7 protein-coding genes are annotated in these 16,184 nt (G+C 40.3%); all 7 read right to left on the reverse strand.

All coding sequences use genetic code 11. The features are described from left to right. Positions 1–193 precede the first annotated feature (193 nt). The gene (locus ACIQZ2_RS01025; protein ID WP_395766972.1) at positions 194–1,708 is read right to left on the reverse strand and encodes a SusD/RagB family nutrient-binding outer membrane lipoprotein; all 1,515 of its coding nucleotides are present in this window, start codon (positions 1,706–1,708) and stop codon (positions 194–196) included. 20 nt (positions 1,709–1,728) lie between these two features. Further along, complete coding sequence (locus ACIQZ2_RS01030) at positions 1,729–4,836, reverse strand: SusC/RagA family TonB-linked outer membrane protein (RefSeq protein ID WP_395766973.1); 3,108 nt, start codon at positions 4,834–4,836, stop codon at positions 1,729–1,731. Between the two features lie 164 nt (positions 4,837–5,000). Next, positions 5,001–6,431, reverse strand: a complete 1,431-nt coding sequence (locus tag ACIQZ2_RS01035) for a SusD/RagB family nutrient-binding outer membrane lipoprotein (protein WP_395766974.1) — start codon at positions 6,429–6,431, stop codon at positions 5,001–5,003. Positions 6,432–6,452: 21 nt separating this feature from the next. Continuing rightward, positions 6,453–9,659, reverse strand: a complete 3,207-nt coding sequence (locus tag ACIQZ2_RS01040) for a SusC/RagA family TonB-linked outer membrane protein (RefSeq protein ID WP_395766975.1) — start codon at positions 9,657–9,659, stop codon at positions 6,453–6,455. Positions 9,660–9,986: 327 nt separating this feature from the next. Continuing rightward, positions 9,987–11,501 carry a RagB/SusD family nutrient uptake outer membrane protein gene (locus ACIQZ2_RS01045; RefSeq protein ID WP_395766976.1) on the reverse strand — a complete coding sequence of 505 codons (1,515 nt, stop codon included), beginning with the start codon at positions 11,499–11,501 and terminating at the stop codon, positions 9,987–9,989. A 19-nt stretch (positions 11,502–11,520) separates the two neighbouring features. Further along, entirely contained in the window at positions 11,521–14,469 is a 2,949-nt protein-coding gene (locus ACIQZ2_RS01050) for a SusC/RagA family TonB-linked outer membrane protein (protein WP_395766977.1), read from the reverse strand. A 243-nt stretch (positions 14,470–14,712) separates the two neighbouring features. Then, positions 14,713–16,026 carry a gluconate:H+ symporter gene (locus tag ACIQZ2_RS01055; RefSeq protein ID WP_395766978.1) on the reverse strand — a complete coding sequence of 438 codons (1,314 nt, stop codon included), beginning with the start codon at positions 16,024–16,026 and terminating at the stop codon, positions 14,713–14,715. Between the last annotated feature and the right edge of the window lie 158 nt (positions 16,027–16,184).

Raw genomic sequence — 16,184 nt, forward strand, 5'->3', positions numbered from 1 at the left:
AAAAGGCGCCCAGTAGAACAAGATACCAACTTTGTATATCATCATGCGTCACAACAATTTCATAATTTGCCACTAGGCGAATAAAACCAAATAGTTATAAGATGCCATCTCTACAGATTTTACATGTGAAAAGGCTTAAAAAAAAGGCTGTTCTAGTTAAAGAACAGCCTTTTTATATACCCATAAATCAAATTTATGGACGAGTATCCCAGAAAACTCTAGTCAACATATTGGTTTTTTGCTTGAAGTTGGTGTTTGCACTAACCTCTGAATCTGGATAAAACAACGAGCGCGGAATACCACCTGTTGAAGCAGCGACACTTGGATCTACTGCTAGTAAGGTTGGATAGCCAGTACGTCTCCAGTCGTTCCATGGCTCTAAAGCAACGCCATAATTAGCGACGTACTTTTCCCGTATAATTTTCGCGATGTTTAATTCCGTAGATGCTTCATTCAGATTTCCATGCGTTGCTAAATAGGCAGTTTGATCAGCTGCACTAACTCCCACAAGACTCATAGAAGCTCTAATGCCCTCCTTGAAGAAACCATCAGCGACACTTGCACCCGCACCATAGCGTAAAGCATGCTCAGCTCTGATAAAATTGTATTCCGCAAATGTTAACATACGTATAGGTGCAGCACCAGTATACGCATTGTTGTAGGCTGCAGCTGCAATAATGGCACCTGAAGCATTAACACTTGTGGCTGGAATCGCAGATTTCAAATTTCCTCTTAAGAATGTATGAATTCGAGAAAAAGAAAATGACTGCCCATCCACCGGACTTGCGCCTCGATAATTTCCTGAACCAAAAGGAAAATCAGTGAAGTAAAATGGTCTTCTTGGATCAGCTGAACTATTCATCATGTCTACCAACGTTTTGTTCGGGAAAAACTGATCTGGTCTTGAAATCTCAAACTGATGGATTGAATTTTGAGAAGAAACAGCATCCACAAAGTTCATTTGGAAATTATCCGCATTAGAACTTAAGAAAATCGCATTGCTAGCCACGAGAGCATCCATTTTAGATTTTGCAAAAGCAGCATCCTTTGCTGAATAATGCAAAAACAAACGTAGTTTCAAGGTGTTAGCAAGACGCTCCCATCGCATTCTGTTACCCAAAAATATGGTTTCATCCACACCTGGACTTAACGCAGAGGTTGTCGCTTTAACATCCGCAATACCTAGGTCGATCAACTCAATTATTTTCGTGTAAATCACCTCATCGTCATCCAATTTAGGTTGATTAACCTCGGGCGATTTAAATGCTTCCGAATACGGCAAATCACCCCACATATCTACCGCCTGAGAATATACGTATGCTTTTAAAATACGTGCAACTCCACGGTAATGTGGGCTTTTCTCGCTGTTGTTGATGATATATTCTATATCGGCCAACTGACCTGCAAATAAGGACGCATACAAATTGTTCACGTCTGTAGGCTGAATAAGGTATCGCGCATATTCACGTGATTGCGTACCTGCCGCTCCTTGACCAGCAAATTGCTGCGCAATAAGGGAAGTAAAACGATGCATATCGCTACCCCCTCTAAATCCTACGTTAACGGTTACACTCGTTAATACTTGAGAGATGGGCGCGGAAGTTGGCGAGTTAGGACTAACATTAATGTCCAAATAACTGTCGCAAGAGCTTGTACCCACAAAGATTGCAGCTACCAAACTCATTGATATATATCTGATAATTTTCATATTCTTATTAATATTTATGATTAAAAAGTAGCTCGTAAGAAGAAACCATAATTTCTGGTTTGAGGTAAACCGTTCGCTTCAAAACCTTGTGAGTTTGTCACACCTGTTGCGTTGGTCTCTGGATCGAAATGAGGGAAATTTGGTGCATACAACCAAAGATTACGTCCATTAACGCCTATCTCCATTTTACCTATTGGCGTCTTCGCTAATACTTTACTTGGCACCGTGTAGGAAATTGATGCCTCACGTAATCTTAACCAAGAACCATCAAACACATACGATTCACCGGTACCAAAATTGTAGATATTAGTCCAATAATCTTGCGCTGATACAGCCGTTGTATTGGGTTGGCCATTTGCAAGTGTTCCTTCAATAACATAAGGTTTTGCTATGTCACCAGTCTCCGTAAATCTAGGAAACTCAGCTGTTTCTTTCGCTGTACCACTTCTATATAAGTCACCGATATTACGTGAATAAACATCACCGCCTTTACGGATATCAATTAAGAAATTGAAATTGAAATTCTTGTAACGAATGTTATTCGTGATACCAGCCGTCCAATCCGGGTTCGTATTTCCGATTGCCCCTTGTAACGGACTCAATGATGTTAAACCATTGGCTCCAATCAATCTCTTGCCGTCTGAAGCTCTGTTGAATACAGAACCAAACAATAAACCATACGGTTGGCCAGCATATAAACGCGTTCCTGGCGTAGTAAATCCTCCTAATTGGATAAACTCAACACCTTTTGCCAAAGATTCAACAATTGGATTAAGTGTTGTAAAGTTGGCTGAGATATCCCATGAACCGTTGCTTGTTTGCAAAGGAGTCGCTGTAATTAACAATTCAAATCCTTTTTGCTTCAATGAACCCGCATTTCTGTTCTGTGAAGTAAAACCAGTAGATGGGCCCACAGGCACAGCAAAGATCAAGTCAGTAGACAAGGTGTTGAAGTAGTTCATTTCAATACCAACTCTGTTCTTGAAGAATTTCGCTTCCAATCCAATTTCTCTTGAAGTCGTAAACTCAGGTCCCAAATTCGGGTCAGCCTGCGTATTGCTCAAAGTACGTCCTCCCAAGTTATTGTAAGGGAAGTTGATCACAGGACCGAAACCATCACTCGCTCCTGCTAAAAGGAATAAGGTGTTGGTTGCATATGTACCTGCCTCTTTACCTACTTTAGCATAGTTTCCAGATAATTTCAAGAAACTTAACACATTCGACTTTAATCCAGGGAAAGCCTCTGTAGCAATAAAGCTCCCCGCGATAGATGGGTAGAAATACGAGTTCTGACCCGCACCAAAAGTAGAAGAATAATCATTTCTACCGGTAAAGCTTAGGTTAGCATATCCTTTGTAGCTAAAGTTAAACTCCCCGAATATACCCACTAATCTTCTGTTTGCTATTTGATTAAATGCAGTCACTACCGATGCGTTGGAAATATTCTTAAGATCTCTAATCGCTAAGTTTCTTCCAGTGGTACTCATGTACGTTGATCTACTTTCAACGATCTCATTACCGATGTTAAAATCTAATTTCAAATCATCTGTAATATTCTTGTTACCGATAATCTGGAAGTAAGAGTTCATATCTCGTGAAGTCAATGAGCTATTCGCAATACCACCCGTACCACCAGCAGATGTATTCGCACCACCACGTGCACCTATCTGATCATAGCCTTGGGTACCATATGAAGAGGCGTCAACACCTAAGCGGTAGTTCACAGCTAACCATGGTTTTAGGTAATATTTTAAGGCAATATTACCGATCACGCGATCTAACTCATCCGTGAACGTGTTATTCTTCAATGTCCAGTAAGGATTATCTGTGTTATCAAAAAATACTTGATTTCCTGTTGCAGGATCTTCAAATGGAATTCCCGATAAATCATAGTTTCTTGGCATGAACCATGAACGGAAGAACGGGTTGGAAAGTTGGTTACCAATTTGTGATCTTTCCGAAACCGATGTAATGTACTGTGCAGAAACACTTGCAGATAGTTTTTCTGAAACCTGCGAATTGGCATTCAAAGTAAAGTTATTTCTGTTAAGTGAATTGCTACTTAAAATACCCGTTTCCTGAAGATTTCCGTAGGAGAATCTAAAAGCTGACTTATCCGTTCCACCTTGGAAACTAAGGTTATTCTGCATGTTAAATCCTTGTTGGAAAATATCTGACACGTTATTTGGGTAAGCTGTTAAATTCTCTTGCTTTCCAAAAGCGTTGGTTACCGCTTGACCAGCAATTTTAGGGCCCCAAGATAAATTACTGATTGGGTTATATCTGCCACCTACTGTACCTTGCGCATATTCATTTTGATAATCAGGTAATCTATTTACCTCAACGATGTTATATGAGGAATTAAATACAACACTATTTTTCTGACCAGTCTTCCCTTTTTTCGTGGTAATCAAGATCGCTCCATTGGCCGCTCTTGAACCATAAAGTGCTGCTGCTGCTGGACCTTTTAGGATGGACATGTTCTCTATATCTTCTTGGTTGATGTCAATCGCTCTATTCGAATTAGAAACACCATTTTGTAATGCGTTAGTACCTCCACCGTTGTCGATTGGCACACCATCCACCACAAATAAGGGTTGGTTTGAACCCGTAAACGTAGTAAAACCACGAATAAAGATAGCCGTAGACGAGCCCACCATACCATTTGAAGAAGCAATACGCACACCAGCTACCTTTGCAGCTAGGGCATTTACGGGGTTAGTTGTTCTACCTACCGTTAATTGCTCATTCGTAACCGTGGCTGTTGCGTAACCCAACGATTTCTTATCGCGTAGGACTCCACCCGCTGTTACAACAACCTCATTGAGTACTTTAGTGTCTACTTCTAAAATTACATTAACTGAAGTTGCGTTACCTACAGGAATCGTCTTGCTAATGAATCCTACAGATGAGAATACCAATGACGCACCATTTCCTACCGAAATTTTATACGTTCCATCTGCAGATGTTGTCGTTCCTGTAGTTGAACCTTTGATGCTGACACTTACTCCCGGAATTGTACTTCCATCATCAGAGGAAGTGACTTTACCGGTAACTTGCCTTGTTTGAGCGAATAATGTGCTTACTAAAGCCAACATTAACACCCAGGAGAGTACTAGTTTTTTCATATTGTTTAGTTTAATGAATTTTAAATCGAAAAATAATATGCATTTTTCAAAATCCAATAGTTTATTTATAAATCTTCTTTATAAATAGAATAAAACAATAGATTATTCGGCAAAAAAAAGGGCAACCCAATGGATTGCCCTTTTAACACTCATGTTACAATTAACTAGTTTTTATCCCAGAACAATTTAGTAGTAACAACATCACCACCAATAGCAGCAGCTGCAGCTGTGTAGTTTGTCCCGTTCAACGTTTGTTCCGTATTTGGATAAGTCAAACGAGTAGGAAAACCAGATTTTGCATTCACGGGCTCAGCAATTTTAGGTTGGTCCAAACGACGAATCTCGGTCCAAGCCTCATAAGAACGATTATATAAGGCAATCCACTTTTGCGTACCAATCTTTTGCTTCCAGTCACCTGCAGCAGTTGAATATGCCACATCTGTTTGCTCTAAATAAGCAGCCGCTTGTGCAGCAGTTCCACCCCAATATAATATAGAAGCTGTAATGGCATTGTTGTAATGCATTTCAGCAGTACCAGCTACGTTAAATCCTCTTTCTTTTGCTTCAGCACGTAAAAATTCAGTTTCAACATAATCAGCTAAAACATAAGGAGCATCCGCAGCAACTACTTTCGCACCTGCACGAGAAAAATCTACGTAGGTATTTACTTTTCCTACGATACCACCCGCATATTTACCACCATTATTCGTTGAAAAATAAGATCCCGTACGAGGATCATTCCATCCCAACAATTTATCCATCAAATCCTTCGCAGCGATGTAATCTTGACGACCACCCAATACGATATCCACATGTAATGGATTTTGGTTTGGCGATGCAGATAAGTAAGTGAATAAACCATTATCTGATGCTGCCGAGATTGCACCAGCGTCTGAAGCTTCAATAGCCGACTTGGCAGCATTGGCATCAACATCAGCTAATACCATTCCCAACTTCATACGAAGCGTGTTGGCAAATTTAGCCCACTTGGCAACAGATCCTCTGTAAACAACATCCTCAGATGCAGTAAATCCAGCACCTGACGCATCTAATTTAGTAAGGTCGTTATTCAAACGAGCGATTAAATCGGTCGAAACCGATTTAGCATCATCATATTTTGGGAATAACTTCGCAGAATTCAATGCTTCTGTATATGGAATATTACCAAACGTGTTCACTAAAATAGAGAACGTGTAAACTTCCATAATATCCAAGATCGCTAATTTGTTGGCCTTTTCTTTCGGCAACAAAGTCGCATCAGCATTAATCAAACGAGATGACTCACGCAAGTCTGCTAAAACATCACGGTACATGCCTGACCACCAGGTGTTCGGGATTGCACGTGTTGCAAAATCATATTGTGCTTCATCTTGATAAACCGCCATAGCCCATTGGCTTGTCGTAAATCGGAACACGTTCGTATTCACACTCGCTGTCGCTAAGTTTCCCGCAAGAGACTTAAGTGCACTTGAGAACAAAGTTGGCGCAGGAATAGTCGCTGGCTTCTTTGTCTCCACATTTAATGAGGCTAAATCCTCTGTACAAGCTGTTGCAAGAAACAAGAGCGGTACAAAAACTAAAAATATTCTTTTCATCTGATTCAAAATTAAGGATGATTAAAACACTAATTTTACGTTGAAACCAATCGAACGAGTCGTTGGATACGCACCTGATTGATATCCCTGCAAGTTACCTGCAGATAAATTCTCCTCAGGATCTGAGTGTGGTATGTTCTTGTGAATAATCCACAAATTGCGACCGAAAACAGATAAATCTACGCCTTTTACGCCACCTAACTTAGCTACGATTGAACGAGGTAATGAATAAGTCAAATTCGCTTCACGTAGTTTTACATAGCTCGCATCATATACAAACTCACTTTGTGGGTTGAATGCGTAACCATAAGTACCATAGTAGTTTTCAACACGAATATCATTTTTCGATCCATCCGCTTTAACACCTGGCATGATAACACCACCCCCATTAGCAACTTCGTCACGTGAAGGATTTCCTTTGTCATTCAATAGTGCTGATTCTTCTAGAACACCTGTCGCGGCACCGTAGTATTGATCAAGTGAGAATACTGAACCACCCGACTTCACATCAATTAAAAAGCTTAATGTCAAGTCTTTGAAACGGAATGAGTTATTTACACCACCAATCCAGTTGGGATTAACGTTACCAATGTTGTTCGTAGTCGTTGTAGTCATATCATAACGACCGTTCGCTTTTACCAACTTCTCGCCATTTAGGTATTTCCAAGTTTTACCTTTCAAGATACCATAAGGCTCACCCACCGTAGCATTTAACGTAACACCACCTTGGTATGAAGCTAACTGCAAGTTTTGGCTTTCGTTGTAAAGACTTAATACCAAGTTACGGTTACGTGTAAAGTTCACGTTTACGTTCCAAGAGAAATCAGCCGTTTTGATTGGGTTAGCATAAAGGCTCAACTCAATACCCTTGTTCTCAATGTTACCTGCATTTACAAAAGTCGAATTATATCCTGTTGATGTAGTTACAGCAGCTGGTAATATTTGATCCAATGTATTGGTTTGGTAATAAGTCAAATCAAATCCAATACGGTTTTGCATGAATGCCATTTCTACACCGATTTCTTTCGATATCGTTTGCTCTGGCTTCAAACCTGGGTTGTTTTGCGTTCCTGGAACCGAGAATAAAATGGTCGATCCAAATGGAGCTGGTTGATCATAAACGTTCTTAATCGAACCCCATGGAGCATCATTACCTACCGTTGCATAGTTGGCACGTAATTTCGCGTTAGTCAACCATGGTAAATCTTTCAAGTGCTGTGAAAATACCCAGCTCAAAGAACCCGCATAATACAAATACTTGTTGTTCTCAACAGGCAAAGTAGATGATTGGTCTTGACGAACCGTTCCGTCCAATGTCAAGAAATCCTTGTATGAAACCGTTCCTCCAGCGAATAGGCCAAATACCTCACGTGGATTGTAAGACTCAGATGGAGCAGACACCGTTCCTTTTGAGTTGGCAATTGAGTAAAGACCGGGAACAATCAAACCACCATTGGTGATTGCAAAGATTGAGCGGTTCAATGACTTACGTAAGTTCAAACCAGCCAAAGCCTTTACATTTAAATCTTGCATGACATTCTTATCGAAATTGGCAATAAGATCATAGTTGACCTCTTGGAAATGACGATCAAAGCGCGAATACTCAGGAATATCAGTTGATCCCACCGCGATACGCTCCTCTTGGAACTCATCGTACGTATCCATCGTAATACGACCTAATACATTTAAGTAATCCGTTGGCTTGTAGTTCAACATCGCATTACCAAACACACGCGTACGTGTATCGTTCTCGTAGTTTTGGTAACGAGTCCAATAGTAATTGTCTGTATAAATTGGCTTCAATCCTGCAGCAGTTGAAGGATCTGACCAGTTCCACGTTACGTTCTTGTTGTTACGGAAATAGGCATCACGTTGCTCATAAATGTCAACGTTAGTTTGATACCATTGACGAAAGTTTTGGTTCACGTTTAATCCATCGTAACCCGTACCATAACGACCTTTTCCTTCTACTACTGAGAAGTTTGCTGTCGCAGAGGCCGTCAACTTAGATGAAACATTGTATGTACCACCTAAATTCATGATATTCTTTGTAACCTTTGAATTTGGTAAAGTTCCACGATCTTCATTACGGGTATAACCGAATTTGATCGTTCCTTTATCCGTTGCACCATCCAATGATACGTTGGTGTTGTTCGAAATAGCCGTCTCGTAAAACTTGATTGGTGTATTTTGAGCAGCAACCCAAGGCTTAGCCTTTAGGTAGTTAGGTCCTGCAGGGTCAAAAGCATCCCAGTGGTAAACCAGTAAAGAAGGATTAAATTTCGTTCCATAAGAAGCATCTTCTGATGTTGGAACAACTAAATCATCCTGACCATCACCATTTACATCAAAATAGAAGAAACCATCTTTTTGGTATGGATCTGAATAACCTGCACCATATTGGTTTTGGTATTTAGGAAAAGTAGACTTATCCACCGTTCCTACTGTCAAACCGGTGTTAATCGTTAAGCCTAAACCACGCTTTGCTTTTTTCGTGGTAATCATGATGACACCATTTGATGCACGAGAACCGTAAAGTGCCGTTGCCGCAGCTCCTTTCAACACGGTCATTGACTCGATATCATCAGGGTTAATATCTGCAGCTGCATTACCATAGTCATAACCTCCACGACCTGTACGCTGGTTCGAGGTGTTGGTTACGGAGTTGTCCACCGGAACACCATCCACAACAAATAAAGCTTGATTATTTCCAGTTAAGGACTTTGATCCACGAATTACAACGTTAGTTGATCCGCCAATTGCGTTACCTTGCGTGATTTGAACACCCGACACTTTACCAGAAAGTGCTTGGAATGCGTTACCCGTACGAACACGCGTTAATTCTTCACCTTTAATTTGCTGTGCAGCATAAGGTAACGAGTTTTTGGTACGTGTTAAACCCAAGGCAGTTACGACAACCTCATTCAATTCAGATGCATCTGAAGACAATGAAATGTTAATAACCGATTGGCTTCCCACTGATACAGATTGTTGCTTATAGCCAACAAAGCTGAATACGAGTGAAGTACCATCACTTACGGAAATCTTGTAAGATCCATCAGCACCCGTTGTTGTACCTCTTGAGGTACCTTTTAGGCTGACACTAACTCCCGGAAGAGCAGAACCATCCTCTGAAGCAGTAACCTTTCCTGTTACTTGTCTTGTTTGGGCAAATAATGAACTAGAAACCGTCATTATCATAACCCAAAAGAGTAAGAGTTTTTTCATGTTTATTAATTTAATTTATGAAAAGGATAAATAATAATTATGCAAATTAGGAAAATTACCATTGCGACCAAAGAAAGTCGCAAAAAAAGCGAGATGCTCACCTGGAGAACCTCGCTTTAAGTATATATTACCAACTATTATTTTGATTTAATATAGCCTGAATCCCCTTCAGGCACATGTATTCACTATTTCACAAATCATTAAAAAAAATCACGAGGCAAATCAATTACAAACAAAAGCAAGGCCTAAAAAAGCCATGCATCAGCAAAAAAGAAAGGGGGTAAGCTGATGCTTACCCCCTTTCAATGATTAATCAGGTATGAATGACTACTTCCAACTTGGATTTTGAACCAAATTAGGATTCGCATTTAACAAGGTTTCCGTAATAGGGAATGTCCATTCTCTCGCAGTAGGAGATAAAGAACATCTATCAATAGGTGACTGTGATGGAATTCCACAGGTACTTCCTCTTGTCAACGTTCTTGTCGTACGCTTTAGGTCAAAGAAACGATGGCCTTCACCTACGAACTCTCTTCTACGCTCATCTGCAATGGCATTCACCAAAGTTGCGCCTGTTAGATTTTCATTTACATAACCACTAATTCTAGCCGTCCTTACCGCATTCAAATCATTCATTGCCAACGCATCATTTGGAGTACTTGATCTCGCGTACGCCTCAGCTCTGATTAAATACAACTCCGCAGTCTTCATGGCAACAAAATTTGCATTACCGTTAGAAACACCGCCTTTACCTCTATACTTTGTTAACGCTAGAGCCTGAGGAACTTCAGTTGTACGATTCACGTTAGCAAAATACGCCGCATAACGAATATCATTGCTTTGAATCAAACCAGTCGTACCAGCGATTGTCGCGATCTCTAATGCCGGTCTGAAGTAACTTCTGTTGTTTGTTGCAAAGAAGGCAACAAAAGAAGGACCGCTTTGACCCGCGTCAAATTGTACGTTCCAAATGATTTCACCTGCTGCTGCCTCGGAATACATTCCGTTAAAGGTTGTTTGATTACTCACCAAAGCTGGCGCAATCGCGATACCCGCCGTTGCTGCAGCAATAGCATCCGCATATAAACCAGCATATAGGGAAACACGTGCTTTCAACAAGTGTACAGCAGCTAAGCCCATTTTAGGTCGAATAGCTGTAAATCCTTGATTTACGTTTTTGTCAATATCCGCAAGAAGAGCTTGTGCCGCATTGATGTCCGCAAACAATTCATCATAGTATACTTTATTTGATAATCTCACGGGCTTTGAATCAGAAGATATTTCAAAAGTTTTACTGTAATTCAATGCCAATGTAGTCGTACTGTTGCGATCATAATTTTCAGCAAAATATCTGAAAAGGTCAAAATGCGCGAGCGCACGAATGGCGTGTGCTTGACCCTTAATACGATTCGCTGTCTTTTTGTTCGCAGGTGTAGTAAACTTATCTACATCTCTCAATACAATATTAGCAACAGATATTACCTTGTATACTGAATTGTAAATGTTCGTAATCTGAGCGGTATTTTGCTGAAACTGGAAATTTGACATATCGCGTGAATTTGCCAAGGTTTGAATTGTTTCATACAAGTTATCACTCAATACATCGGGCATAATGGCTAAACCAGCACCCGTTCCACTTCCTGAACCATAATAGTCATTGGCTCTAAAATTAGCATACGCACCGTCAAGTACCTGCTCTAGTTGCCCCATGTTCGATGGGTTATTCACAGCATCCAGCGTAAACTCTGGAGCGAGATTGACAAATTCGTCTTGACAACTCTGTAACGTAAACGCAGCGATTAAAAGTAATGCTGAGGTACGTTTGAATATTTTATTTATCATAATTTCTACGTGTTTATAATTAAAAACCAATGCTTAAACCAAATGTGGTCTGTACCAAAGAAGGATACTGAGCACCTGTTAATGAAGTTCCCGTTGCTTCCGGATCGAAACCTCTAAATGTAGTCTTCGTCCACAAGTTTTGTCCTTGAACAAAAACACGTGCAGACTTAAGCTTCAACTTCTTCAACGTATTCGGATTTACTGTATACCCTAATGTTACGTTACGTAATCTCCAGAAACTAGCATCATCGATTAAGCGAGATGTCTGTGCTCTGTATGGGTTTCCTGGTCTTGGAACATCCGTGATTTTATTCGTTGGCGTCCACTCGTTAAGCACAGAAATATGCATATTATCCCAATAGTATGTCGGGTTAATGATGTTATTCAAATCATTATTATACATCTCTCTTCCTAGGAAGAAGTTGGCCTGCGCACTTAAATCAAAACCAGCATATGAAATTCTTGTTGTGATTCCACCGAACAATGGCGCATCTGACGTGCCGTACTTGATTTTATCAGCTACGTTGAACGTCTGCGTTTGTGTACCATCTAACTTTGTATACAAAGCATTTCCTGTTTCCGGATCAACCCCCGCGTAAGGAACTAAGAATAAGGTATTGATTGGGCTACCTTTTGACAATACAGTAACGCCTGAAATAACATTATCCTGAGGCAATTCCATAATCTCATTCTTGTTATATGAGATATTACCGCCTACGTTCCAAGTGAAAGAAGAAGTCTTAATTACATCCCCATTGAATGAAACCTCAATACCTTGGTTTCTAACTTGACCAAAATTACTCTGAATCGATGTAAAACCACCTCCAGAAGGATCTACTGGAAGGTTATAGAATTGGTCCGTTGTATTTCTCGAATAAACTTCAACGGTACCATTAATTCTATTTTTCATAACTGAAAAGTCAACACCAACATTAGCTGTTGAGTTAATCTCCCATGTTAAACTTGGGTTACCTGGTACACTTGGAGTCCATGCTCCCACACCTGCGTATGAAGTTCTTCCAAATTGAGGAATTGGATACAAATCAGCACCGTTATTACCCGTTGTACCATAACTAGCTCTAAATTTCAAGCTAGAGATAAACGTAATGTCACGGATAAATGCTTCCTCACTAGCTAACCAAACAGCACCAACTGATCCAAAGTTTGCCCACTTGTTGTTCAAACCAAAACGAGATGAACCATCACGTCTTGCAACCACGTTCAAGTAATACTTTCCATCATAACCATAATTAGCTGTCGCGAAAAGTGACATTAAACCATATTGGTCACCGCTACCTGAAACTGCTGGAATGTAGTTTGGTGTTGTTGCTGTTCCTGGCGTGATACCAGCTTCGTTGGTAAATCCATTCGTAAAGCCATAACCTGTAAATCCAAATGCTCGGTAGTCATTCTTGATAACCTCACCAAAAACACCTGCACTAACTTCATGCTTTCCAAAAGTCGCATTATAGTTAACCGAAGTAGTTCCTGTATAACGGAAGTTACGATTCATCGAACGTGTCAATATACCTTGACGTGCGATACCACCTGAAACGCGTGGATCTGTAAATGCAGCATTCTCATTTTGCGTATAGTCTACCCCCCAGTTTGTACGTAAGAACAAACCTTTAACTGCTGGAATGTGATACTCTAAATAAGAAGTAGCCACACCTTTAATTTGCTTGTTAAAGTTGTAATTTAAAAACAACTCCATCGCACCATTTGGCTGTCCTGAACCTAATTGGCCCGTACCTGCACCACCTGATTGATTGTAGCTTCCATCAGGAAGTTGGGCTACCTCATATGGATTACTCCAACGAATCGCGTTCAAAGGTGAACTCAAAAACGTATTCGCCTCTGATGTATTTGTACGATCAGAGAAACCCCCTTGAATTCCTAAACCAAATTTGAAATTCTTTACATTGTTATCTACGTTGGCTCGTACTGTGTAACGCTTAAGTCCTGTCGTTTTTACAATTCCTTCTTGATCCAAGTACGCTAATGAAGCATAAAACTTACTTGTCTCGTTTCCTCCATTTGCTGAGATCTGATGTTGTTGTGTTTTTGCTGTACGGAATAACTCATCTTTCCAGCTAAAATTCACTTTACTTAATGAATCACTTTCAGCTTTTGACCAACCGTATGGATTGCCACGCTGAAGCTCATATTTAATTTTTTGCTCGCTATTCATAACAATTAAGCGATCTTCAGGCATGGTACTTTGTCCTTGTTGAAAATCATAATTGAATTGAACTTGGCCAGCTTTACCACGTTTTGTTGTGATAACAAATACACCATTAGCTCCTCTAGAACCGTAAATACCCGTTGAAACGGCATCTTTTAAAACTTCAATGCTCTCAAAGTCTCCTTGGTTCATGGTTTGAAAATCAGCAGCTGAAATTTCAACACCATCTAAGATAAACAAAGGTGTATTTACACCATTGATCGAACCGTTACCACGAATTCTGACAACAGCTTGTTGGCCCGGCTGTCCACCATTCGCCATAACAGATACACCCGTTGCTGCCCCTTGTAAAGCTTGGTCAAACGAACCAAAAGGTTGTCTTGCCACCTCTTTCGAAGAGATATTCGCTGTTGCACCTGAGAAAGTTCGCTTTTGAATGGAACTATAGCCCGTTACAACAACCTCAGATAACTGACGTGCATCCGTCGCTAAGGCAACGTTGATAACCGATTGATTACCTACTACCACTGATTTTGGAAGTAATCCCACAAAGGAGAATACCAACGTCGAATTAGACGCAGCAGACAACGTATAATTACCGTTAGCATCCGTTTGAGTTCCCTTTCCTGATCCCTTAATTGAAATAGAAACACCAGGAAGTCCAGAACCGTCGTCGACTGAAGTTACCTTTCCGGTAACTTGTCTGACATTACTTGAATTTTGAGCCTGTGAAACACTTACAAACGCAAGCATTAAGGCCCAAACTAGTAAAAGTTTTTTCATGTACTTTTTTTTGTTAGGGTGAAAATTTATAAACTGATTAATTGTATCCCGAAAATTAGGGAAAGATTAACTAATTGTCAAATTTTTGCCAAATTATCAACGGCAAAATTGACATTTTCCAAAATATCATTAGGGAAAACAGCTTCTACGAACCTCTTTTGAATGAAGCAACAATTGGGAATATTACTATTCCAAGGCGAGCTTTAGCGCTTAAATCAGATGGATTTAAACTATTCCGTGAAATTAAATGAGTTGACTTAAAAGAAGAACCCCCAAAAGACCTGCTATGGAGACAATGGTTTCCATGAGCGACCAAGAGCGGATTGTTTCTTTTACGGATAAATTAAAATATTCCTTGAACATCCAAAAACCGGTATCATTCACATGCGAAAACATCAAACTGCCCGCTCCAATGCTCAATACCATGAGATTTGGATCTACCCCTCCGGCACTGACAATAGGTAAAATCATGCCCGCAGCCGTTAATCCAGCAATCGTGGCTGAACCGATACAAACGCGAATGATTGCCGCCATTAACCAACCTAATACTAATGGATGGATAGGTAATTCACCTAAATAACCTGCAATTTCTTTAGAAACACCAGAGGCCAATAAAACCTCTTTGAATGTTCCCGCACCTGCGATGATTAATAAAATCATGGCAACATCCTTCACCGCATCAGTATATACGACCATAACGGATTCCATAGATTTACCCAAACGGATACCCAAGGTATAGGTAGCGAAACAAATAGCAATCAACATGACCATTGCGGGATCCGCAATGAGATGTAAGATCGGACTCACCGGAGAATCCTTCCCTAATTGAATATCCAAAGCCGTTGTACATACTAATAGGAATACCGGTAACAAAGCTGTTAAAAAACTGGAACCCTTACTCGGCAAATCAGCGTCCGCTATTTCCTGCGTAATAAATGATTTAGATGCTTTAGGATGAATATGTCCTAAGGTCTTGGCAAATATGGGGCCAGCTAATACAATGGCCGGTATGGATACCAAGATTCCATAAGCCAAGGTCAAACCCATGTTGGCACCAAATTGTGCCACCAAAGCCGCTGGTGAAGGATGTGGTGGTAAATACCCATGTGCCACCGACAAAGATGCCATCATGGGAACCCCAGCCATCAAGGGATTTAATTTATACCGTTGCACGAGGGCAAATATCAATGGTATCATCAACACGAAGCCTACATTATAAAATAAAGGTATGCCAATGATGAACCCGGTGACCATCAGGCCCCAACTAATATGTTTCTCTCCAAAAAGTTTAATCAAAGAACTAGAGATTTGTTGGGCCGCACCACTTGCTGCCACCAATTTCCCCAACATTGCCCCCAACACAATTATCGTAACCAAAGATCCTAACGTATCACCCAAGCCCTTTTGTATTGATTTCGCTAAATCAGGCAAAGGAAGGCCTAAGAGCACACCTGCACACAAACTGACCAACAAAAAAGCGATGAATGAATTGACTTTTAAATACGTGATCAAGAAGACCAAAAGCCCAATACAAAGGATAACAATGGCAATCGACATAGTTTATAAATAGGTTTTGCACCAAAGTACAAAATATTCCTAGATAACAAAAGGCGATGGACTTTAGACATTAGACGATGGACGTTGGAATAAAATGTAGAGACGCGATACTTCGCGTCTAAATCAAAAAATAGACGCGAAGTATCGCGTCTATTCAG

Source organism: Aquirufa sp., from assembly GCF_044342065.1.
In the GTDB taxonomy this organism is placed as follows: Bacteria; Bacteroidota; Bacteroidia; order Cytophagales; family Spirosomataceae; genus Aquirufa.